Genomic DNA, 22,927 nt, shown 5'->3' with positions numbered 1-22,927 from the left:
CGAGTCGCTTTCGCGGCCCCGTCAGGCTAGATCTCGGCGCCGATGGCTCCGACCAGGGCGTCGAGCATCACTCCGGAGGCGTCACGGCGGGAGCCGGAATCCGGCAGGGTGCGCGGAGTCCCGTCCGGGGCAACGGCGCGGGCGGGGGAGCGACCGACCCAGGCCACCGCGAGGGTGTCTTCACCCTTCAGGAAGCGTTGGGCGCGCACGCCGCCGGTGGCGCGTCCCTTAGCCGGATATTCCGAGAAGTCGCTCTGCTTCGCACTGCCGGGGTCTGTGCCGGGCAGTGTCTGACTGCTCGATGCCACTGTGGCCACGACAGCAGTGGTGACGTCCTCTATCGACAGGCTGGAAAAGAACACGGCGGTTTCGCCCGGCGTCAGCTTGATTCCGGCCATTCCTCCGGCCGCTCGGCCCTGGGGGCGCACACCCGAGGCGTTGAAGCGCAGCAGCTGCGCATCCGAGGAGATGAAGACCAGCTCGTCCTCCTCGGAGCCCTGCACGGCACCGACCACCTCGTCCTTCGGCTTGAGCGCGATGATCTCGAAGTCGGGTTTGTTGGCCCAGTCGCCAGGAGTGACCCGCTTGACAACTCCGTGCCGCGTGCCGAGCGCGATTGCCCGATCGGAGTCGAGCGAGACAATGGCCAACACATGTTCTTTTTTGTCGGGCAGTACGAGATACTCGCTGATCCGCACGCCGGCCGCCAGCTGAATAGACGTCGCCGGCATCACCGGAAGGTCGACGGGAGAGAAGCGGATGAGCCGGCCGCGATTAGTCACGGCCCCCACCTCCGTACGGCTCGTTGTGTCGAGCGTCGACAGCACGGCATCGTGCTTGCTGCGGCGCTGCGGCGGTTGGATCCGCGGAGGTGCGGCGTCGTCGACCGCGACCAGATCTACCCGGGCAACACGCCCGGTCACGCTCAGGAACACCCGAGTGGGAATGTCCTGCACCTCGAGCACCGCGGCCTGGCGTTTGGCGGCAGCCGCCGACAGGCCAGCAATGCTCGGCTTGGCCTCGGTCAGTACCGTGCGCCGCGGAGTGCCGAACTTTTCGGCGACAGCACCGAGTTCCTCGGAGACGAGCGTGCGAATGGCCGCTTTCGACGACAGCAACTTCTCGAGTTTCGCGATCTCGGCGAGCAACTGGTCGCGTTCGGCTTCGAGTTCAATACGAGAAAACCTGGTCAAGCGCCGCAACCGCAATTCGAGAATGTACTCAGCCTGGATCTGGCTGAGCTCGAACACGTCGATCAGCTTGGCACGAGCCTGTTCGGCGTCGTCGCTGGCTCGAATAACCTGAATGACCTCGTCAATGTCGACAATCGCGACGAGCAGGCCGAGCACGAGGTGCAGCCGTTCCCTGCGACGGGCCAGCCGGTACGCCGAGCGCCTGGTGACGACCTCAATTCGGTGGTTCACGTAAACGTGCAGCAGTTCAAGCAACCCCAACGTCTGCGGGGCGCCGTTGACCAGGGCGACAGCGTTGATGTTGAAGGAATCTTCCAGGGGTGTGTAGCGGTAGAGCTGCTCGAGCACGGCGTCGGGGCTGAAGCCAGTCTTGATTCCGATGACCAGGCGCAATCCTTTGGTACGGTCAGTGAGGTCGGTCACGTCCGAGATGCCACTGAGTTTTTTAGAGTTGACGCCATCCTTGATCTTTTCGATCACTTTTTCCGGGCCGACCAGATAGGGCAGTTCGGTCACGACGAGTCCGGTCTTGCGAGCGCTGATCGCCTCGACCGAGACGCGGGCGCGGGTTTTGAAACTCCCGCGGCCCGTACTGTACGCATCCTTTATGCCGGCGAGGCCGACGATGGTTCCACCGGTCGGCAGGTCGGGCCCCGGCACGAATTCCATAACGTCGTCGAGAGTCGCGTTCGGGTGCGCCAACAGGTGCCGGGCCGCCCCGACGACTTCGATCAGGTTGTGGGGAGCCATGTTCGTCGCCATGCCGACGGCGATGCCGCTGGTGCCGTTGACGAGAAGATTGGGATACGCAGCCGGCAGCACGTCAGGCTGAGTGAGCTGGTTATCGTAATTCGGCACGAAATCGACGACGTCCTCGTCGAGATTTTCGGTCATCGCCAACGCTGGGGCCGCGAGGCGCGCCTCAGTGTAACGGGGAGCAGCTGGCCCGTCATCGAGGGAACCGAAGTTGCCATGCCCGTCGATGAGCGGAACGCGAAGTGAAAACGACTGGGCCATGCGCACGAGGGCGTCATAGATCGCGGTATCGCCGTGCGGGTGGAGCTTGCCCATCACTTCACCGACTACGCGGGCGCTCTTCACGTGCCCTTTGTCGGGACGCAACCCCATTTCGCTCATCTGGTACAGAATGCGCCGCTGCACGGGTTTGAGACCGTCCCTGGCGTCAGGCAGGGCCCGGGAGTAGATCACCGAGTACGCGTATTCGAGGAACGACCCCTGCATCTCCACCGACACATCGACGTCTTCGATGCGTTCGGTGCTGGCTGTGGTGGCGACTATTGGGGTGCTGTCTGAGCGGCTCATTGAAAAATTCTGCTTCAATCGTGCGGCGGAAACCGATTGAACCGGTCACCACTGCACTACGTAGGAAGCGCTCTCGAGAGCGCTGGGCCCGGGTTCATCCCTGTGCAAGAATAAGACCCGATGCCCACCATGCTACCGGCCCGCCAATTCAGTGCCCTGCGGCTTGCCGATGTTCTGACCAGTTCCCTCAGCGCCGTGTGCGCCCGGCCGAATGCGTTGGATTTGCCCCCGGCACACAAGGCGATCGTGATTCTGGCGGATGGGCTCGGCGTCAGCTCGCTTCGGGCACGCGCTGGACACGCCCGGTTCCTGTCTTCCCGGCTCAACAAATCCAGCATCATCGACGGTGTCTTCCCCGCCACGACGGTTGCGGGAATCGCGTCGCTCACGACCGGCGTGGAACCGGGCCAGCACGGGCTGGTCGGCTACCAGGTTCTCGACGAGGCCAACGACCGCGTGGTCAACCAGCTCACCGGATGGGACGACGGCATGCAACCGGCCACCTGGCAGCGTGCCCGGACCGTCTTCGATCTGGCCACCGATGAAAATGTGCCGAGTTTCGCGATCGGCCCGAAACGATTCGTGGCCTCTGGCTTCACCCAGGCGGTCCTGCGCGGCGCCCACTACGTATCCGCTGACTCGGTAGCCGATCGCTTCGCGGCCGCCCGCGGCATCCTCAACGCCAACCCGACGGCCCTGATCTATCTGTACGTGGCCGAGCTTGACGTGGCAGCGCACGCACACGGGTGGGAGTCCGATCGGTGGCTGGCTCAGCTCGAGACCCTCGACGCCGAAGTATTCCGCTTCGCTGCGACACTCCGTTCCGACGAGGGTCTGCTGCTCACCGCCGACCATGGTGTGATCGACGTTCCAAGCGTCAGGCACGTATTGTTCGACACCGAACCCGCCCTTGTGGCCGGCGTACGGCACGTCGCGGGAGACCCGCGTTGTGTACAGCTCTACCTCGATTATCAGCAGTCGTCGGTGACCGCTGACACGCTGGCCGACGCCTGGCGTGCGTCAGAGGGGGACCGCGCATGGGTCTACACGCGCTCTGAAGCCGTCTCGGCCGGCCTGTACGGACGCGTTGCCGACGAGGTACTGCCGCGCATCGGGGACGTGCTCGTCGCCGCCCGCAAGTCGATCGCTTATTACGACTCCCGTCCGACCAACCAGAAAGCCCGCGGCATGATCGGGCAACACGGTTCCCTCACGGATGAGGAAGTGCGTGTGCCACTCATCCGCGCGGGCGCCTTCGCGCGCTAATACGCCGAAGCCGCCCGTAGGCATCCTGCGGGATTAGACCGGGTACTGACGGCGCTTGACCTGCGGCTTGGGCAGACGCATCGGGCGAAGCTGCAACGCACGCATGGCCGCATACCAGCGGATGCGTTCGGCCTTGTCAGAACCGAACTTGGCCTCGATTTTCTTGGTCAGCACAAAACCGAGAACAACGCAGTCGACGACGGCGAAAATGAAAAATGCCCAGAGCGCAATCAGGGACACGCTGGCAATGCTAGGAATCGTGCTGAGCAGAATAACCAAGAACATGATCGGGATCATCAATTCACCGACACTGAACCGGGCATCGACATAGTCACGGACATAGCGCTTCTGCAGGCCACGTTCACGCAGCGGCAAGTACTTGTCGATGCCGGCGGCCATGCCAGCTCTGGCCACGTCACGCGCAGCGCTCGACTTGACGCGTGCCTGCTTGGCGGCGAGCTTGCGGTCATCCGGAACCAGGGGGCGTTTGTTAGCCGCCTCCTGCCTTTTGCGGGTCGGGGTCGCCTGACCTTTACCGGCGGTGTGCGAGAGACTTAGCCGCACTGCGGTCTCGTCGGCGCTTTCAATCGACGGCTGGGCGTCGGGGTTTACGGGGTGCTTAGCCACATCAAATCCTTGCAATTGGGTGCCTTAAGATTACCGGTATGACGGGTAACCCACAGACAAATTCTTCTTCCACCGGCCGGGCGCTCGACGATGCGCGCAATTCAGCCGCCGATTCTGGTGCACGGGCCGGCCTCCGCGCCGCGGTCGAACTAGGCCTACCCAGCACGATCGCCGACCTGTGCGCGCTGGTGCGCATTCCATCGGTGTCCTGGGCAGCGTTTGATCCTGCACCCGTCGCCGCTAGTGCCGACGCCGTCGCGGCGCTGGTGCGCGGGCTCGACGTCTTCGAGTCGGTCGATATCGTGCAGGCCGGCATCGGGCCGAGCAGCACCGGCGGCGGCACGGAGCTGGGGCAGCCGGCGATATTGGCGTCGCGCGCAGCCCGCAATGGCCGGCCGACGGTTTTGCTCTATGCCCACCACGACGTACAGCCCCCGGGCAAGGACGAAGATTGGGAGTCCGATCCGTTTACGCCTACGGTGCGCGGAGACCGCTTGTATGGGCGAGGAGCTGCTGACGACAAGGCCGGCGTCATGGCCCACGTCGCGTCCATCCGCGCTCTCGTCGCGGCAGTCGGTCCTGATTTCGATCTGGGAATAGCGCTGTTTATCGAGGGGGAGGAGGAATTCGGAAGTCGTTCCTTTGCCACCTTCCTCGATGAAAACCGTGAGGCCCTGCGCGGAGACGTGATCGTCGTGGCCGATTCAAACAACTGGGACATCAACACGCCCGCCATCACGACGGCCCTTCGCGGTAACGTCACACTCCGGCTAACCGTGCGCACCCTCGCGCACGCCTCACACTCCGGCATGTTCGGCGGAGCAGTCCCCGATGCCATGCTCGCGACCATCAAGCTGCTCGCTACTCTTTATCACGAAGACGGCTCGGTGGCCGTCGCCGGCCTCACCAGCATCGATGTTCCCACGCCGGACTATTCCGAAGATCAGCTTCGGGCAGAAACGGGCCTGTTGCCCGGCGTCAGCCCGATCGGCCACGGCTCTATCCTGAGTCGAATCTGGTCGCAGCCAGCTCTCACAGTGACGGGAATCGACGCACCGACCGTCGACAACGCCTCCAACACACTCACCCCGGCGGTGACGGTTCGGCTCAGCACGCGGATCGCCCCCGGGCAGTCCGCCGTACACGCCGCCGCGGCGATCGAGACGCACCTTCGAGAGAACGCGCCGTTCGGCGCGGTTGTTGAGATCGACGACGTGGATACCGGCGAGCCCTTCCTCGTTGATACCAGTGGATGGGCCGTGAACGAGGCTCGTTCCGCCATGACGGCTGCCTGGGGTGTTCCTCCTGTCGACATCGGTGTCGGTGGGTCAATCCCGTTTATCGCCGATTTGGTGCGAGTGTTTCCGGCCGCCCAGATTCTCGTGACCGGAGTTGAAGACCCGGATTCCCGGGCGCACAGCCCGAATGAGTCCTTGCACCTGGGTGTCTTCAAACGCGCTGTGCTCAGCGAAGCTTTCCTCCTGGGCAGCTTAAATGACCGTACCGGCCACTGAGCGAGCACCGTGTCAGCCGACGAAGATCAAAGGAATTCTGACAACGAGGGAATGCCCCCGTCGACTTTATGGTTGACGAAGGTAGAATTTAACCCAGCGCAATCTATGAGATCGCACCGTGCGTGACTGCGTAAACCGAGGAGAAGCATGACCGACACCATGACCGAAACAGTCAGCACTGCTGATACCGCCATTGTCCCAGCCGCTGCGCATGGCGTCGGACTCACCGATACGGCCGCGCTCAAGGTCCGCAGCCTGCTGACTCAGGAAGGACGCGAAGACCTTCGCCTGCGCGTCGCCGTCCAGCCCGGCGGTTGCTCCGGACTGATCTACCAGCTCTACTTCGACGAGCGCATGCTCGAGGGTGATGCCCTCGTTGATTTCGACGGCGTGGGCGTCGTCGTCGACAAGATGAGCGTCCCCTATCTCGATGGAGCCTCAATCAATTTCGAGGACACGATCGAGAAGCAGGGCTTCACCATCGACAACCCAAACGCTGGCGGCAGCTGCGCCTGTGGAGACTCTTTCCACTAACAACAAGCGCTTCAGCGGGCGTTTGTCCCGTACTGATCGCGGGGACACCATCACTACGATGGTGTCCCCGTTTTTTCTGCCCAAAATTTCCCGAATCATACGAATTAGCCCCGCCACGAGACACCCACGCAGATAAATCGTGTATGACCCGCCCCGGAGTGCACTTCTCATGCGCTCTCGCGGAGTAAGCTAGAAAACGATCAAAGCGCTTCCAGAGAAGCGTCCTCGAATCTCCCGAAAGGTCCCCCGGTGCGCACTAATCACCGCCTTCGTTGGGCTGCCATTCCGCTCGCAGCAACGTTAGCCGTTGTACTGGCAGGATGCACGCAAGCCCAGCTCCACGGTTTCCTGCCCGGTTTTGAAGAAGAGGGCGAAGCGGCGGTGACCAACCACACCGACCGTATCGCGGGTCTATGGACCACTTCCTGGATCGTGCTCCTGATCGTGGGTCTCATCACGTGGGGTCTCATTATCTGGACGATCGTTGTGTATCGACGTCGGAAGGGCCAGACCGGCCTTCCCGTCCAGCTCCGGTACAACATGCCGATCGAGATTTTCTACACCGTCGTACCGCTCATCCTCGTCATCGGCTTCTTCGCCTTCACGGTACGCGACCAAGTCGCCATCGAAGCCCGCTATGACAATCCCGACGTGAAGATTGAAGTTCAAGCCAAGCAGTGGGCGTGGGATTTCAACTACGTTGACGAAAATGTCTTCTCGCCCGGCATTCAGGGCCAGCTTGATCCCAACGGCGAAACCGGTGCGATCAATCAGTCCGAACTTCCCGTGCTGGTGCTTCCCGTCAATAAGACCATCGAAATAGCACTCGAATCTCGCGACGTCATCCACTCCTTCTGGGTCATCGACTTTCTGTACAAAAAAGATGTCATCCCGGACAGGACCAACTACATGTCGGTCACCCCGGAGCGCATCGGAACGTTCGCGGGTAAGTGTGCCGAGCTCTGCGGTGAATACCACTCCCTTATGCTTTTCAACGTCAACGTTGTCTCTCAATCTGACTACGACACGTACATCGCGTCCCTGCGCAATGCGGGTCAGGTCGGCCAACTCGACAACCAGTTCGACCGCAATCAGAATCAGCCGGGTACTAGCGCCCCGACGGCTCCGGAGGGTAACTAAGCCATGACTACGACCATCGCACCCCCCCAGTCACGCCCGGCCGCACCGGTCTCGACGTCGGCAGAGCGCAAGGGCAACGTCCTTGTCAGGTGGATAACTTCCACCGACCATAAGGTCATCGGGTACATGTACCTGATCACCTCCTTCATTTACTTCTGCCTCGGCGGCGTAATGGCACTGATAATTCGTGCTCAGCTGTTCGCGCCCGGGCTCGACGTGGTGCAAACGAAGGAACAGTACAACCAGCTCTTCACGATGCACGGCACGATTATGCTCCTGATGTTTGCAACGCCGCTCTTCTTCGGTTTCGCAAACTTTTTGGTTCCCCTGCAAATCGGTGCTCCCGACGTTGCTTTCCCCAGGCTCAATGCACTGGCGTACTGGTTCTTTAACTTCGGAAGCCTCATCGCCGTAGCCGGGTTCCTCACCCCTCAGGGGGCGGCGTCCTTCGGCTGGTTCGCGTACCAGCCACTAGCGAGCACCACGTTCTCGCCTGGAGTCGGTGGAAACCTGTGGATGGTCGGGCTTGGGCTTTCCGGCTTTGGAACTATCCTCGGTGCCGTGAACTTCATCACAACCATCATCACCATGCGGGCACCCGGTATGACGATGTGGCGTATGCCGGTGTTCACGTGGAACACCCTCATCACAGCTCTGCTGAGCCTGATGGTTTTCCCGGTCCTGGCCGCCGCTATGCTGGCCGCGGCATCCGACCGCATCTTCGGCTCTCACATCTACGACCCGGCAAACGGTGGCGCCATACTCTGGCAACACTTGTTCTGGTTCTTCGGCCACCCCGAGGTGTACATTATTGCGCTGCCATTCTTCGGCATCGTCTCCGAGGTATTCCCGGTCTTCAGCCGCAAGCCGATGTTTGGTTACAAAACGCTCATTTACGCGACCATTTCGATCGCAGCGCTATCGGTATCGGTCTGGGCGCACCACATGTACGTCACCGGTTCGGTGCTGCTACCGTTCTTCTCACTCATGACCATGCTTATAGCGGTCCCGACTGGGGTGAAAATCTTCAACTGGATTGGCACCATGTGGCGGGGGTCAATTACCTTCGAAACTCCCATGATCTGGGCCATCGGCTTCCTTGTAACGTTCACCTTCGGTGGACTCACCGGTGTCATCCTGGCATCGCCGCCGCTCGACTTCCACGTATCGGACACCTACTTCGTCGTCGCGCACTTCCACTACGTAGTCTTTGGCACCGTGGTCTTTGCGATGTTCAGTGGCTTCTACTTCTGGTGGCCCAAGTGGACCGGCAAGATGCTCAACGAAAGCCTCGGAAAGTGGCACTTCTGGCTGCTCTTCATCGGTTTCCACACCACGTTCCTCATCCAGCACTGGCTCGGTGTCATGGGGATGCCTCGCCGATATGCAACGTACTCACCGGAAGACGGTTTCACCTGGATGAACCAGGTATCCACCGTCGGCGCAATGCTCCTCGCCGTGTCGATGATTCCGTTCTTCCTGAACGTGTACATCACGGCGCGCAAAGCCCCGTTGGTAACCGTGAACGACCCGTGGGGCTATGGCTCATCACTGGAGTGGGCAACATCCTGCCCGCCGCCACGCCACAACTTCACGTCTATTCCTCGAATCCGCTCTGAGCGGCCTGCGTTCGACTTGAACCATCCCGAAGCCGGCCTACCCGTCGGTATCGGCCCGGGTAAAGATGCCCCCGACGCGTCGGTATACGACATCGACTCGAATCGGGTTAAATAAATGAAAACCAATGCAAACCTGCTCTGGGTCCTCACCGTATTTTTCGTAATCGTGACGATTGTGTACGTCGTGTGGAACCTGCTGGACCACGGCGCGGTCGAGTGGGCGGGCACGTTCCTGTTCGGCCTGACGGCAGCGCTGATGGCGCTCGTCGCCTTCTACCTCGATAAAGTACACGCAGCCCAGGGCGGTGAGCTACCGGAAGACCGTCTTGATGGCAACATCGATGATGGTGATCCAGAAATGGGCTTCTTTAGCCCCTGGAGCTGGTGGCCCATTTTCCTGGCAGCATCAACGGCCCTGATCTTCCTCGGATTGGCCGTCGGCTACTGGATTTGTTTCATCGGTTTAGGTATCGGCCTCGTGGCCCTTACCGGCTGGGTTTACGAGTATTACCGCGGCATGTTCGCCCGCTAAGCACGCCACTCAGTCGATACCGACCTTCCTCATGGAAGGTCGGTATCGTCGTTTAACGAGTCGGAAGCGCCACATGATGCGCACATCCGGTGCCGAGGGACAGGCGTGATGCTCGCTCCTGCGATCCCTAGGGGCTCAACGCGGGGTATCCGAGACTTCTTCCCCCGCAGGCGACACGCCGTACGGATGTCGGCTCAGTCGCTTGGTGCGGCCGGCGTGTTCGCGCGGATACGAGATGTTCAGCTGGAGCCGCGCGGTATCCGCTCAAGCCGCCATTGCACAGTACTTCTCGCCAAACGGTGGAAACAAGCCTGCCCGTTCCAATTGGTCGGCGCCTCATACATGCCCGCGTCTGAAGCGCTCCAGACGCGGGCCCACCAAGTGCCGTCCGCCTTCGGGTACACCGTCATATTGATCGGCTCGGCTTCGACGCTCATGACCACGATGCCATTGGTTGTTGCGGACTGGCGTCTCGTGTGCGACGCCCGAAAGGGAAGTTAGCGTCGGGTATTTCACTTTTTCACAAGCCACCCCCACTAGTGTCGACGACGGTTGAAAGGCGAGCAAGCCTCAACCCTGGCTGAAGTGCCTGTCGGCTCAACAGCAGAACCCGTAGAATTCCGTAACGTGGAACACTCTCCTTCGAAGTTGGCCGGGGCAATCACCGCAGCCTGGGATTGGAGCGAAGGCCGGGCTGACAAGCCAATCGGCGCTCTTTCTGAGTACGTCATCAAAAACACCGTCGATCTGAACCTGAATAACGGGGCAGCGAAGTCCGATGTTGAAGCCCTTTTCCGAGCCCTAGGGAACGAAGCCAAGTGCGGTAGCGTGTCGTCAATCAATGCAGGCCACACCAGCACGACAACCGGTGCACGTGTGTACGGACAAATCCGCGCCAGCACTGCGGTGGTCCCAGGAGTCAGCGGCGGAGCTACCGCATCAAACGGCACCGGCAACGTCGCCGTCGGAACCATCTCCTACGGCAGTACCTCCTTCGGCCATCACAGTTCCGTCAGTTATCTTGCAACCTACGGCTTGGGTTCAGTTCTGAGAGGGTAGACAGATGAAACACAACTCGACGGATCGTGGCCCAGATCGCCAGTTACAGCGATTCGCCCCACGACACAACAGAATTCTTCCAATTGTTGGGGTGGTGGCAATAGTCTTGTCGGGATGTTCCGCGGAATCCGGTTCAATAGTCACGTTTCAGCCGACGGGCCCTGGGGGTGAGGCAGCGGCGATCTCGGGGATTCTGGTACTTGAGAACGGCTGTATCGCTCTGGCTGACCCAGATGGTGACAGCCCCATGATTCTTGCCTTCCCTGAGGGTCAAGCAGATTGGGATGGCGAAACACTCACTGTCGGTGACGAGCAGCGCCACCTCGACGAGGAAGCAGAGTTCGGGGGCGCTGAGGTCGGTGAAGGCGTCACCCTTCCAGGCTTCCAAGCCCCCGAGCAATGCACTTCCAATCGAATCTGGGCCGTTAATCTCTTCAGAGAACAAGCGGAATTGGGCTGCCCCACACGCCACCGAGTGCGAGGCAGCCCCATTTGTTCTGGTAGATGGCGACCCTGCTCTTTCTCCATTCGAAACGGACGCGTTCAAGTGGCTCCGCTGCTCCGCCGTGAAGAACGCCGTCAGTTGCTCCGGTAGCTGCTCTCAACCGGCCGCGCTGAACCGGCTGCGCGGAACCGGCTGCGTCGACATATTCCTGATGTGGTACCAACCACTTCAATCGTCCAACCGGGCGATGACGCGTACCCGCACCCCAGCTGGCGCCCACGAACACCTCTATTGCCTCAGCGTCGCCGAAAGCCAAAAATATCAAACGCAAACGTGACGACTCGATCCATTTCCACCGGGTCCACAACGGTCGAGCCCGCATGATGCGCGGATGGACCCATGCCAATGAGCGACGTCACCTCCGAAGGCGTTAGCTTTACGGTCCGGCCGAGCTGTTCGTGCATCTCGAGAGTAAACCAGGCGGAGAGACTAGCCGTCAAATGAGCAGCCTTGTCAGCTTGAATTTCTACAGCGAGGCCCGCCTCGCGTAGCTCTTGCAGATGGTTCGGTTGTGGAACGACGACCAGCAACAAGCCATCCGCTCGGAGCACGCGGGCGAATTCGGCGGCATTGCGCGGAGCAAAAATGTTAAGAATGATATCCGCGGCGCCATCGCGCACAGGGAGCGGCGACCACACGTCCGCCACTAGCCCCTCAATGCGATCGCGCGACCGGATGGTACGGCGCACGGCAGTGGGGGAGAGGTCCATACCCAGCGCCCGTACATCGTCTCCTGAGGGCAGCGCCGCCCCTAGATAGTAGCCCGTACCGCAGCCCACATCGAGGATGTACTTGGGCGCCTCATCGGCCACGATGTGCCGGATCGCGTCACGGAGTGGTGAGTACCACCCGGCGACGAGAAAACTATCTCGGGCGTCCAACATAGCGACACTATCACCAATGAATTTGCGCGGCCCGGCAAGCAGGTTGACAAAGCCGCGCCTGTTCACGTCGAAGGAATGCCCAGTGTCACAGCCCAGCAAAAGCTCGCCGCTGCGTTGTAACGGCAGAAAACAGTTCGGGCACCGAAGCCACTCCGATAGCGTCTGGAGTGACATCGATGCCCGTTCTGCTGGGTGTGATCTATTTATCAGTAATTTCTGCAGGATGATCGCCGTGGGCCCGACTCAGTTCCGTCTGCGTGACCGGAGTGATCCGGTCCTCGAAGAACCAGCGGGACAGGCCGGCACGTACCTTCTCAACCGGCCCGATCTTCCCCTGGGCATTGGGGCGCAGCATAAGCGGCTTGAAGTCGCTGTAACTGACCAGCTTCCAGCGCTCGTACTCATCAACGGGTTGGTGCACTTCGACGAACTCGCCGCCCGGGAGCCGGACAATGCGACCCGATTCGTAACCGTGCAGCACGATTTCACGGTCCTTCTTCTGCAGGGCCAGGCAAACCCGCTTGGTGATGAAGAAGGCGAGGAACGGCCCGAGCAACGTGGTCACCTGGAGCGTGTGGATGACACCTTCCATAGTCAGGTGGAAGTGCGTCGCCATGATGTCCGACGAGGCTGCTGCCCAGAGCGAAGCGTAAAATGTCACACCAGCCGCGCCGATAGCGGTGCGGGTTGGAGCGTTGCGCGGACGATCGAGGACGTGGTGTTCCCGCTTGTCTCCGGTGATCCACGCTTCGATGAAGGGGTAGACCATAACGGTCACGATGAACAATCCCACCACAATCAGTACGACCATGATGTTGAGGGAGTACGTGTGGTTGAGCCAGACAAATTCCCAACCGCTCGGAATCAAACGCATGGCGCCGTCGGCGAAACCGATGTACCAGTCGGGCTGGGTGCCCGCCGATACCGGCGAAGGATCGTACGGCCCGTAATTCCAGATCGGGTTGATCGTGAACAGCGACGCAATAAGCATGACGACACCGAAGACGATGAAGAAGAACCCACCAGCCTTGGCGGCGTAGACCGGGAGAACCGGGTAACCGACGACGTTCTCGTTGGTGTGTCCGGCTGCCGGGTACTGCGTGTGCTTGTGCACGACGACGAACAGAAGGTGCATGGCGATCAGAGCGACAATGATGGCCGGCAGCAGCAGGATGTGCAACGAGTACAGCCGACCGACGATGTCAGTGCCGGGGAATTCTCCACCGAAGAGCAGGAATGACACCCAGGTGCCCACAACCGGGATGCCCTTGATCAATCCATCGATGATGCGCAGACCGTTGCCGGAGAGCAGGTCGTCGGGGAGGGAGTAGCCGGTGAAGCCTTCAGCCATGGCCAGGATGAAGAGGATGAAACCGATCACCCAGTTGAGCTCCCGCGGTTTGCGGAACGCACCCGTGAAGTAGATGCGCAGCATGTGCAACCCGATGGCTGCGACGAAAAGCAGCGCTGCCCAGTGGTGGACCTGACGCATGAGAAGGCCACCGCGAATATCAAACGAGATGTCCATCGTGGACGACATTGCCACGGACATCGGAATGCCCTTGAGTGGGGCATACGAACCGTCATAGACGACTTCGGCCATCGATGCCTGGTAGAAGAATGTCAGGAATGATCCCGACAGCAGGATGATGACGAAGCTGTACAGCGCCACCTCTCCTAGAAGGAATGACCAGTGGTCAGGGAAAATCTTTCGGCCAAGTTCCTTGACCGCGCCCGAAATGCTCGTTCGTTCGTCAATGTAGTTGGCCGCTGACGCGGTGAAACCACCAGACTTCTTTGCCCCGACGGCTTGGTCATCAGCGGATTCGCGGGTGGTTAACGTTGTCATGCTCGCTCCCAGAAACTCGGGCCGACTGGTTCAGTGAAATCGCTCTGTGCGATTAGGTAGCCCTCAGCGTCCACGGCGATCGGGAGCTGCGGTAGTGCCCGTTTGGCCGGTCCGAAGATGACCTTGCAGTGGTTCTCAACGTCAAACTGCGACTGGTGGCACGGGCAAAGCAGGTGGTGCGTTTGCTGTTCATAAAGTGCGACCGGGCAGCCAACGTGGGTGCAGATCTTGGAGTATGCAACGATTCCATCATACGACCAAGACTTGCGGTCTTCCTGCTCGACTAGGTCGCTTGGATCCATTCGAATGAGCAGAACAGCGGCTTTAGCTTTCTCTTCCAAACGACCGTGGCCCATTTCAGACAGGCCCTCAGGAATGACGTGGAATGACGATCCGAGCGTGACGTCTGCTGCTTTGATCGGGGTTCCACTCGGGTCCATTGTGAGACGGACGCCTTTTTTCCACAGGGTCTCGTGGAGCAGGGCAACCGGGTCCTGGTCCATCGGGCCAAGGCCACGGAACAAGACGACGGCCGGAAGCGGAAAGACGACGAGGGCGCCGATCAGGCTGTTCCGAATGAGCGTACGGCGGCCGAAGCCTGATTCCTCGTTGGCCTGTTGGAAGATCTCGACGGCGCGGGCACGAACCGGTTCGGTTCCCCGCACGGGATGGCGTTCGTCAACACCCTCGTGATCGCTCATCAGGGCCTTGCCCCAGTGCACCGCTCCGATACCGATCGCCAACAGGGCGAGACTGAGTCCGAGTCCGATGAAAAGATTGTTCAGTCTTACGGATCCGGGGTCCTCGGCAACGATCGGAAAGGCCATGTATGCGGCGATCGCGAAAACACTACCCACGATGGATACGTAGAACAGCGTGTAGACGGTGCGCTCAGCCTTGCGTTCTTCCTTGGGATCAAGGTCGGTAATACGCGGGCGGTGCGGCGGGAACCCTGGATTGACCAAGGCATCCCGTGTAACGACGGCTGTGCTTGCGGCGGATGTCGCGAGCTGCGCGCCAGGCGAGTCGGCGGCGGTTACGTCTTCCGCGCCGTTATCGTCCTTGGCCATTGTTCTCCTTTGTAGGCTGTGTAAATACTGTGCACTGTGGTGCTCCGTGCCGTCCGATCGATTCCGAACGTTACGTCAAGACCGAAAAACGCGGCCTAGTTTGATTTCGCGGTGATCCACACGGTGAGGGCCACGATTGCACCCAGGCCAAAGATCCAGATGAAGAGGCCTTCCGCTACCGGCCCCACTGACCCGAGAGCTAAACCGCCTGGAGACGGGTTGTCCTCGACGTACTTCAGGTAGGTGATGATGTCCCGCTTGTCTTCGGGCGTCATGTTCATGTCGTTGAAGACCGGCATGTTTTGCGGGCCGGTAAGCATGGCCTCGTAGATGTGCTGGCCCGACACGTTCTCGATCGCGGGAGCAAACTTACCTTCGGTCAACGCGCCGCCGGCACCGGCGACGTTGTGGCACATGGCGCAGTTGATGCGAAACAGTTCGGCACCCGCCGAAGCATCGCCGGAAGCTTTGACCAAGTCGGCGGAGGGAATGGCTGGGCCGGGAGCGAGCGAAGCGACGTAAGCGGCCAGTGCAGCAGTCTGCTCGGCGGTGAACTGCACCGGCTTTTTCTGTGCTTGTGGACCTTGCATCTGCAGCGGCATACGACCGGTACCGACCTGGAAATCAACCGAGGCTGCTCCAACTCCGATCAGGCTGGGACCTTCTGACGATCCTTGAGCGCTCAGCCCATGGCATGTGGCGCAGTTGGCGGCGAAGAGTTTTTCACCCTGGTCGATAGTCTGCTGCGAGGAGGCATCCGTTGTCGCAACGGCAGTGCTGGTGCTGAAGGCGACATAGGCGCCTCCAGTAAAGAGCAGTCCGACGGCAATGAGCGCAACACTGGCGAGAGGATTGCGACGTCCGGTCTTGCGTGGCCGACGTGCGCGAGGGGTTTTGATCTTGGTCATGCTGAAGTAGTCCGCTCCCGTTTTCTAAGTATTTACTTCTATTTAAGAACGTAGATGACCAGGAAGAGCCCGATCCAGACGACGTCGACGAAGTGCCAGTAGTAGGAGACCACGATGGCACTGGTGGCTTCCTTGTGGCCGAAGTTCTTGACCGCGAAACCGCGCCCAATAACAAGAAGGAAGGCGATTAGGCCGGCGGTCACGTGAATCCCGTGAAAGCCAGTCGTGATGTAGAACGCCGAACCGTAGGCATTCGATGAGAGGGAAACTCCCTCTGAGACCAAAGTGGCGTATTCGACCACCTGGCCGGTGACGAAGATCGCGCCCAAGGCATAGGTGAGGAAGAACCACTCGACCATGCCCCACTCACTCGGCTTCCAACCGGTCGAACGTGCCTGCAGCCGTTCAGCGGCAAACACTCCGAATTGGCAGGTCACCGAGGACGACACCAAAATCAGCGTGTTGATCAACGCGAAGGTGACGTTGTGCTTGTCGGCCTCGAAGAGCCAGAGCTCGGAGGAGGTTGAACGAAGCGTGAAGTAGATTGCGAACAGACCCGCGAAAAACATCACCTCGCTGCCCAACCACACAATGGTGCCTACAGCCACGCTGTTGGGCCGGTTCACGACGGGCGCACTCGCCGTCTGAGTAATTGAGGTGCTGGTCACCCTTCTATTATGGCCGATAATCCCACAGATTTTTCTCATTCGGGCGTGTAATTGAGAGTTTCTACCCGCTGGGAGTCGGCTGATTCAGCACACGAACGGCGTGAATTCGGGGGAGTTGCGCTCGTTCTCCTAAGATCGGAATCATGCTTGAATCGCAGTCTTGGCCTAACGTACTGAATTCCCTCCTAGAGGGACGGGATCTGAGCGTGGCGGATGCTGCCTGGAGCATGGAACAGATCATGCTCGGAGAGGCTTCCCCGTCCCAACTCGGCGCTTTTCTGGTGGCGCTGCGTGCAAAAGGGGAGACTGTCGACGAAATTGTTGGATTTCGTGATGCAATTCTCGAGCAGGCGATCGCACTGCCGGTCAACCCCATGGCCCTTGACATCGTCGGAACCGGGGGCGACAAGTTCAATACCGTGAATATTTCGACCATGGCGTCGATCGTCTGCGCGGCAGCGGGTGTTCCGGTAGTCAAGCACGGTAACCGCGCCGCCAGTTCCGCGTCCGGATCGTCCGACGTTCTTGGCGAATTAGGGATTGACCTGTCCCAGGACGCGACGCGTGTGGCCCAGGTATTCAAGGAAACCGGGATCACCTTTGCCTTTGCCGCGGCTTTTCATCCTGGGTTTCGCCACGTGGCTCTAACTCGTAAGGAATTGGGTATTCCAACCGTATTCAATTACCTCGGTCCGCTGTGTAATCCGGCGCGACCCGAGGCATCCGCCGTCGGCGTGGCTGACCTTGACCGGGTGCCGCTTTTCGTTGGCGTGTTTCAAACTCGCGGTGCAACGGCCCTGGTCTTTCGGGGGGACGATGGCCTCGACGAAATGACGACCACCGGGCACAGCCACGTTTGGGAAGTGTCGCGCGGTCTGGTGACCGAACACGACATCGACCCGCGGGACCTCGGCATCCAGCGTGCGCAGATTTACGATTTGGTCGGCGGTTCACCTCAACACAATGCGGACATCGTGCACTCTGTCCTCGCCGGGGAGCCAGGCCCCATTCGCGACATCGTTTTGCTCAATGCCGCAGCGGGGTTGGTGGCCTTCGACCTGGCCAACGACGCGTCTCAAGTTCAAGTAGCTATATTGGACCGCTTTCGCAATAAGTTGGCCGTGGCCGCCGAAACCATTGACTCCGGTGTAGCCACGGCCAAATTATCAGCGTGGATTGCGGCGACCGAGGTCTGAAACCGAGGCCGGCGTGCGGCTGAGGCCCGCTAGAGAACGTCCTCGTCGACCCACCCGAACGTCTTCGTGACCGCTTTTTTCCAGTTGCGCAGTTGGCGGTTGCGTTCGGTTGAGTCCATCTGTGGCGTCCACCGGCTGTCTTCCTGCCAGTTGGTGCGCAGTTCGTCGAGCCCCGCCCAAAAGCCCACCGCAAGACCGGCAGCATAGGCTGCACCCAACGCTGTCGTTTCCGCAACGACCGGCCGAACCACGGGAACGCCGAGGATGTCGGCCTGAAACTGCATGAGCAGGTTGTTGGCGATCATCCCGCCGTCGACCTTGATCTCGGTGAGGGGAACGCCCGAGTCGGCATTGACCGCATCGATGACCTCCCGGGTTTGGAACGCCGTCGCTTCCAGCGCTGCTCGTGCGATGTGGCCTCTGTTCACAAATCGGGTGAGTCCGACCAGGGCACCGCGCGCGTCGGAACGCCAGTACGGCGCAAACAATCCCGAAAACGCTGGTACAAAGTAGGCTCCACCATTGTCATCGACGGTTTTTGCCAGAGCCTCAATCTCGGAGGCCGAGCTGATCATGCCAAGATTGTCGCGCATCCACTGCACCAAGGCGCCCGTTACGGCGATGGATCCCTCCAGGGCGTAGTGCGGGGCATCGTCCCCGAGCTTGTACCCCACAGTCGTGAGAAGTCCGTTCTTGGAATGCACAATCTCGGTACCAGTGTTGAAAATCAGGAAATTTCCGGTGCCGTACGTATTCTTGGCTTCGCCTTGGTCAAACGCCGCCTGACCGAAGGTCGCGGCCTGCTGGTCACCGAGGATGCCGGCGATGGGAACCTCACGCAGCAGGCTCGAGGTGTGTGCGGTGCCGTACACCTCCGATGACGATCGGATCGAGGGCAGCATCGACTTGGGCACGTCGAAAATAGCGAGAATCTCGTCGTCCCATTGCAAGGTTTCCAGATCCATGAGCAGGGTACGGCTAGCGTTGGTAACGTCGGTAGCGTGCACGCCGCCGTCCACTCCGCCGGTGAGGTTCCACAACACCCAGGAGTCCGTTGTTCCAAAGAGCAGGTCACCGGCGTCGGCCTTGGCCCTGGCGCCCTCAACGTTCTCCAGAATCCAAACTATTTTCGTGCCGGAGAAGTAGGTAGCCAAGGGCAACCCCACCCTCGTCTTAAACCGTTCGACGCCTCCATCGGCGGCGAGGCGGTCAACGATGGGCTGGGTGCGGGTGTCCTGCCACACGATCGCGTTGTAGACGGGAACACCGGTCGTCTTGTCCCACACCACGGCGGTTTCTCGCTGATTTGTGATGCCGATGGCCCTGATGTCGTGCCGTGTGAGATTCGCCTTGGATAAGGCTTGCCCGATCACTTCGCGGGTGTTGTCCCAAATTTCTTTCGGGTCGTGTTCAACCCAGCCGGCCTGGGGAAAAATCTGTTCGTGTTCGAGTTGCCCGGTCGACACGATCGATCCGGCCCGGTCGAAGATAATGGCCCGAGAACTGGTCGTTCCCTGGTCGATCGCGAGAATGTAGTCAGTCATTGGTGCGTGTTCTCCCTGTGAGTGTGTGTGAAGTTCAGCTGTGGTCGCGCGACGACGGGCCGGGCCGGTCCGGTCCAGGGACGGGCCCGTTCGTCAAATCAAGAGGCCAACAAGGGCAGCAGAATCAGCGCAGCCCAGCCGGCGAGCAGGCCACCGATGATGGGCCCAACGACGGGCACCCAGGAGTAGGCCCAGTCGGAGCTTCCCTTGCCTTTGATCGGCAGGATGAAGTGGGCGATGCGTGGACCGAGGTCTCGAGCCGGATTGATGGCGTAACCGGTCGGACCACCGAGGGAAGCGCCGATCGCAATAACCAGGATGGCGACCGGAAGCGCACCGAGACCCGCCAAACCGCCACTGACTCCCTGCCGATCCCCACCGAAGGCGATGACGACGAAAACCAGCACGAAGGTACCGATGATCTCGGTGACCAGGTTCCAGCCGTACGAGCGGATGGCCGGCCCGGTTGAGAAGACGCCGAGTTTGTTAGCCGGGTCTGGTTCGGTGTCGAAGTGCTGTTTATAAGCAAGCCAGCAGGCGATGGCACCGAGAAAGGCGCCGAGCAGTTGGGCCCCGACGTAGACCAACACGGAGACCGGGTTGATGGGAACTCCCATCCCGAAGCTCTCCGCGTTGTTGGCGACGAGACCTAGAGTAACGGCCGGGTTGAGGTGCGCCCCCGAGCGGTAGGCGACGATGACACCGGCGAACACCGCAAAGCCCCAGCCGATGGTCACCATGAGGAATCCACCCCCAAGGCCCTTGTTCTTGGCCAAGGCGACGTTGGCAACCACGCCGGTTCCCAGGAGGACCAGCATCGCAGTGCCCACGACCTCCGAGACGAATACAGCTCCGATATTTTCCACGAGAACCTTTCTGTTCAGGCAGGGGATGCTGCAGCTTCCCCTCTGCGGTGAGCGGACGGACATAACATAGCGCGGGGCGTCACGAAGGGGAATAGGCCAGACGAGTTCGCCCTGACTCTTACTGATTTTGGTAATAACGCGTATGTTAAGCGTGGGAAAATGCGCTTGGGCGAAGCACCCGAATGAATCCGTGGCACCACCGAGTGAATGGCTGGTCATGAAGAAACTCATCAACGATCCGAAGAATGTCGTCAATGAGGCCGTCGCCGGGTTCGAGGTGGCGCACGCCGACATTGTGCGGGTCTCACACGATCCGCTTTTCCTTGTACGAGCGGACGCGCCGCTGCGCGGTAAGGTCGGAATCGTCAGTGGAGGCGGCAGCGGACACGAACCGCTGCACGGCGGATTTGTCGGATTCGGAATGCTGGATGCCGCCGTTCCCGGCCCCGTTTTCACCTCACCAACACCGGACCCCATACTGGCGGCGACACAGGCCGTGGACGGCGGAGCGGGAGTGCTCCACATCGTCAAGAACTACACCGGCGATGTGCTGAATTTTGAGACCGCGGCTGATCTTGCAGCCGCTGATGGCATCCAGGTTCGCACGGTCATCGTCAACGACGATGTCGCCGTCAAGGACTCGCTGTATACGGCCGGACGCCGCGGCGTGGCAGGAACGGTGCTCGTTGAGAAGATTGCCGGAGCTGCCGCTGAGCGCGGAGATGACCTGGATGCCGTGGCCGGCGTGGCCGAGAAAGTGAATTCCCGCGTGCGCACCATGGGTGTTGCGCTCACCCCGTGCGTCGTGCCGCACGCCGGGGAACCGAGTTTCACCCTGGCCGACGACGAAATCGAAATCGGCATCGGCATTCACGGCGAGCCGGGGCGAGAGCGGATCAAGCTCGAGCCCGCCAACGCCATCGTGGACCGCCTCCTCGGCCCTATTCTCGAGGACCTGCCATTTGCCAGTGGCGACGAGGCGCTCCTGCTCGTCAACGGTATGGGCGGCACACCACAGATTGAGCTGTACATCGTGTTCCGCCGGGCCGCCGAAGTTCTGCAAGAGCGCGGCATCACAGTCACCCGGAGCCTGGTCGGCAATTACACGACGAGCCTCGAGATGGCGGGAGCATCGATCTCCGTTCTGAAACTCGACGACGAGCTCACGGCACTGTGGGACGCCCCGGTGCAGACGTCCGCGCTACGGTGGGGACGGTAGAAGGAGATTCAATGACCCCCAACGACGAACCTGGCGCAGTTGTCGGTGACGCCGCTCTCGCCAACGCAGCGCTCCGGCTGGACACTGGCTGGACTATTCGCTGGATTCGGCGATGCGCCGAGGTACTCGCAGCCAACCGTGCCACCCTGAACACCCTCGACCGCGACATCGGCGACGGCGACCACGGGGAGAACATGGATCGTGGTTTTCAGGCGATCCTGCCCAAGCTCGAGGAACTCACCGACGAGACGACGCCGGGGGCAGTGTTGAAACTCGTCGCTACAACCCTGATCTCGACGGTGGGCGGCGCTGCCGGTCCGTTGTACGGCACAGCCTTTCTCAAAGCAGCCGGCGCTGTCGGGGCGGCGCAATCGTTGGATGCGACCGCACTGGTCGCTCTGCTGACGGCGGCGCGGGACGGCATCGTGCTGCGGGGCAAAGCCGTGGAGGGTGACAAGACCATGATCGACGCCTGGACACCGGCGGTGAACGCGGCGTCAGCCGCGCACACGGCAGGCTCACCCGTTGGCACCGTCCTGCTGGCCGCAGCAGACGCTGCAGAGCACGGCGCGCAGGCTACCGAGCCGCTGGTAGCACGCAAGGGACGGGCAAGTTATCTCGGAGAGCGAGCGATCGGTCACCGAGACCCGGGTTCCCAGTCGACGTCACTGCTGCTGCGCGCCGCGGCCGACCTGATGTCGCAACGTTGATGGCGGCAGTATCCGCTGAACGGGTCGGTATCGTGTTCGTTTCGCACAGCGAGAAGATCGCGACGGGCTTGGTCGAATTGGCGCGCCAAATGGCACCGACGGTGCGTCTTGCCGCCGCGGGTGGAACAGATTCCGGTGGGATCGGTACGAGCTTTGAGAAGATCAGCGCCGGAATCAGCGCGGCGAACGATGGTGCCGGGGTGGTGATCTTGTGCGATCTCGGTTCGGCCATCCTGACCGCGGAAACAGTGCGCGATTTTCTCGAGGAGGCCGAGCAAGACCAGATGCGGATTGTCGACGCGCCCCTCGTCGAAGGTGGGGTGGCTGCGGCTGTGGCTGCAGAAACCGGGGGAGACCTCAACGAGGTCGTGGCGGCGGCGCAGTCAGCGCTGCATGTGAGGAGTGAAGGCACGCCAGCGATCCAGCCTCCCGCTGCGACCGGGGTGTCGCGCACGGTGATTCTCATCAATAAGGACGGTCTTCACGCACGGCCCGCCGCAGAATTCGTCAACCTAGCGAGCACATTTTCGGTTCCGATCAGCGTGAACGGCACGGACGCCCGCAGCCTGCTGAGCATAATGTCGCTCGGCCTGGCCCGGGGGAGCAGCGTGCAGCTCACGTCGACAGACCCCGCGGCTGGACCGGCGATCAACGCCCTCGCGGACCTGCTGGAATCAGGATTCGGTGAGCAGTGAGTTGCC

At 60.9% G+C, this 22,927-nt stretch carries 21 protein-coding genes; 11 read left to right on the top strand and 10 right to left on the bottom strand.

Annotated features, from left to right (window positions below; genetic code table 11):
• Positions 1 to 26 precede the first annotated feature (26 nt).
• Entirely contained in the window at positions 27 to 2,516 is a 2,490-nt protein-coding gene (locus CXY72_RS18855; protein ID WP_233197943.1) for a DNA topoisomerase (ATP-hydrolyzing) subunit A, read from the bottom strand.
• 120 nt (positions 2,517 to 2,636) lie between these two features.
• On the opposite strand from CXY72_RS18855, the gene CXY72_RS18850 reads away from it, so the two are divergent.
• Positions 2,637 to 3,782, top strand: a complete 1,146-nt coding sequence (locus tag CXY72_RS18850) for an alkaline phosphatase family protein (RefSeq protein WP_233197942.1) — start codon at positions 2,637 to 2,639, stop codon at positions 3,780 to 3,782.
• Positions 3,783 to 3,815: 33 nt separating this feature from the next.
• Here CXY72_RS18850 and CXY72_RS18845 read toward each other — a convergent pair whose 3' ends face one another.
• On the bottom strand, positions 3,816 to 4,409 hold the full coding sequence (locus tag CXY72_RS18845) for a DUF3043 domain-containing protein (RefSeq protein ID WP_104129170.1): 594 nt from the start codon (positions 4,407 to 4,409) through the stop codon (positions 3,816 to 3,818).
• Positions 4,410 to 4,447: 38 nt separating this feature from the next.
• Between CXY72_RS18845 and CXY72_RS18840 the strand changes: the two genes are divergently transcribed.
• The 6 genes from CXY72_RS18840 (at position 4,448) to CXY72_RS18810 (ending at position 10,807) form a co-directional block, all read left to right on the top strand.
• A complete protein-coding gene (locus CXY72_RS18840) occupies positions 4,448 to 5,923 on the top strand; it encodes a dipeptidase (protein ID WP_104129169.1) in 1,476 nt (491 codons plus the stop codon).
• Between the two features lie 147 nt (positions 5,924 to 6,070).
• Positions 6,071 to 6,457 carry a HesB/IscA family protein gene (locus CXY72_RS18835; RefSeq protein WP_370446284.1) on the top strand — a complete coding sequence of 129 codons (387 nt, stop codon included), beginning with the start codon at positions 6,071 to 6,073 and terminating at the stop codon, positions 6,455 to 6,457.
• A 249-nt stretch (positions 6,458 to 6,706) separates the two neighbouring features.
• Complete coding sequence (gene coxB, locus CXY72_RS18830; RefSeq protein ID WP_104129168.1) at positions 6,707 to 7,597, top strand: cytochrome c oxidase subunit II; 891 nt, start codon at positions 6,707 to 6,709, stop codon at positions 7,595 to 7,597.
• Between the two features lie 3 nt (positions 7,598 to 7,600).
• Positions 7,601 to 9,331 carry a cytochrome c oxidase subunit I gene (gene ctaD, locus CXY72_RS18825; protein ID WP_104129167.1) on the top strand — a complete coding sequence of 577 codons (1,731 nt, stop codon included), beginning with the start codon at positions 7,601 to 7,603 and terminating at the stop codon, positions 9,329 to 9,331.
• On the top strand, positions 9,332 to 9,748 hold the full coding sequence (locus tag CXY72_RS18820; protein WP_104129166.1) for a cytochrome c oxidase subunit 4: 417 nt from the start codon (positions 9,332 to 9,334) through the stop codon (positions 9,746 to 9,748).
• A 627-nt stretch (positions 9,749 to 10,375) separates the two neighbouring features.
• Positions 10,376 to 10,807 (top strand): hypothetical protein, encoded by a 432-nt coding sequence (locus CXY72_RS18810; protein ID WP_104129164.1) that lies wholly within the window; start codon positions 10,376 to 10,378, stop codon positions 10,805 to 10,807.
• 133 nt (positions 10,808 to 10,940) lie between these two features.
• On the opposite strand, the gene CXY72_RS18805 is transcribed toward CXY72_RS18810, so the two are convergent.
• From CXY72_RS18805 to CXY72_RS18780, 6 genes are all read right to left on the bottom strand, one after another.
• The gene (locus CXY72_RS18805; protein WP_104129163.1) at positions 10,941 to 11,207 is read right to left on the bottom strand and encodes a hypothetical protein; all 267 of its coding nucleotides are present in this window, start codon (positions 11,205 to 11,207) and stop codon (positions 10,941 to 10,943) included.
• 341 nt (positions 11,208 to 11,548) lie between these two features.
• Positions 11,549 to 12,370, bottom strand: coding sequence for a methyltransferase domain-containing protein (locus tag CXY72_RS18800; RefSeq protein WP_104129162.1), 822 nt, complete (start codon positions 12,368 to 12,370; stop codon positions 11,549 to 11,551).
• Between the two features lie 25 nt (positions 12,371 to 12,395).
• The gene (locus CXY72_RS18795; RefSeq protein WP_104129161.1) at positions 12,396 to 14,045 is read right to left on the bottom strand and encodes a ubiquinol-cytochrome c reductase cytochrome b subunit; all 1,650 of its coding nucleotides are present in this window, start codon (positions 14,043 to 14,045) and stop codon (positions 12,396 to 12,398) included.
• Positions 14,042 to 15,115 (bottom strand): ubiquinol-cytochrome c reductase iron-sulfur subunit, encoded by a 1,074-nt coding sequence (locus CXY72_RS18790; RefSeq protein ID WP_104129160.1) that lies wholly within the window; start codon positions 15,113 to 15,115, stop codon positions 14,042 to 14,044. The genes CXY72_RS18795 and CXY72_RS18790 overlap by 4 nt, the downstream gene beginning before the upstream one ends.
• A gap of 95 nt (positions 15,116 to 15,210) precedes the next feature.
• Positions 15,211 to 16,023, bottom strand: coding sequence for a c-type cytochrome (locus CXY72_RS18785; RefSeq protein ID WP_104129159.1), 813 nt, complete (start codon positions 16,021 to 16,023; stop codon positions 15,211 to 15,213).
• A 38-nt stretch (positions 16,024 to 16,061) separates the two neighbouring features.
• A complete protein-coding gene (locus tag CXY72_RS18780) occupies positions 16,062 to 16,730 on the bottom strand; it encodes a heme-copper oxidase subunit III (RefSeq protein WP_104129158.1) in 669 nt (222 codons plus the stop codon).
• A gap of 104 nt (positions 16,731 to 16,834) precedes the next feature.
• On the opposite strand from CXY72_RS18780, the gene trpD reads away from it, so the two are divergent.
• Entirely contained in the window at positions 16,835 to 17,887 is a 1,053-nt protein-coding gene (gene trpD / locus CXY72_RS18775; protein ID WP_104129157.1) for an anthranilate phosphoribosyltransferase, read from the top strand.
• A 29-nt stretch (positions 17,888 to 17,916) separates the two neighbouring features.
• Here trpD and glpK read toward each other — a convergent pair whose 3' ends face one another.
• Positions 17,917 to 19,431: a glycerol kinase GlpK gene (glpK, locus tag CXY72_RS18770; RefSeq protein WP_104129156.1), complete on the bottom strand. Its 1,515-nt coding sequence runs from the start codon at positions 19,429 to 19,431 to the stop codon at positions 17,917 to 17,919.
• Between the two features lie 98 nt (positions 19,432 to 19,529).
• Positions 19,530 to 20,297: an MIP/aquaporin family protein gene (locus CXY72_RS18765; protein WP_255409380.1), complete on the bottom strand. Its 768-nt coding sequence runs from the start codon at positions 20,295 to 20,297 to the stop codon at positions 19,530 to 19,532.
• A gap of 217 nt (positions 20,298 to 20,514) precedes the next feature.
• Here CXY72_RS18765 and dhaK point away from each other — a divergent pair, with 217 nt between their 5' ends.
• The 3 genes from dhaK to dhaM are packed head-to-tail and all read left to right on the top strand — an operon-like array spanning position 20,515 to position 22,921.
• Positions 20,515 to 21,516, top strand: coding sequence for a dihydroxyacetone kinase subunit DhaK (dhaK, locus tag CXY72_RS18760; protein ID WP_104129155.1), 1,002 nt, complete (start codon positions 20,515 to 20,517; stop codon positions 21,514 to 21,516).
• Positions 21,517 to 21,527: 11 nt separating this feature from the next.
• Positions 21,528 to 22,226, top strand: a complete 699-nt coding sequence (dhaL, locus tag CXY72_RS18755; RefSeq protein ID WP_104129154.1) for a dihydroxyacetone kinase subunit DhaL — start codon at positions 21,528 to 21,530, stop codon at positions 22,224 to 22,226.
• On the top strand, positions 22,226 to 22,921 hold the full coding sequence (dhaM, locus tag CXY72_RS18750) for a dihydroxyacetone kinase phosphoryl donor subunit DhaM (RefSeq protein ID WP_104129153.1): 696 nt from the start codon (positions 22,226 to 22,228) through the stop codon (positions 22,919 to 22,921). Before dhaL ends, dhaM begins: the two co-directional genes overlap by 1 nt.
• Positions 22,922 to 22,927 lie beyond the last annotated feature (6 nt).

The organism is Cryobacterium sp. Y57 (genome assembly GCF_002929505.1).
In the GTDB taxonomy this organism is placed as follows: domain Bacteria; phylum Actinomycetota; class Actinomycetes; order Actinomycetales; family Microbacteriaceae; genus Cryobacterium.
Note: the sequence above shows the minus strand (reverse complement) of the source record. Positions and strands in the feature narration are given on the sequence as shown.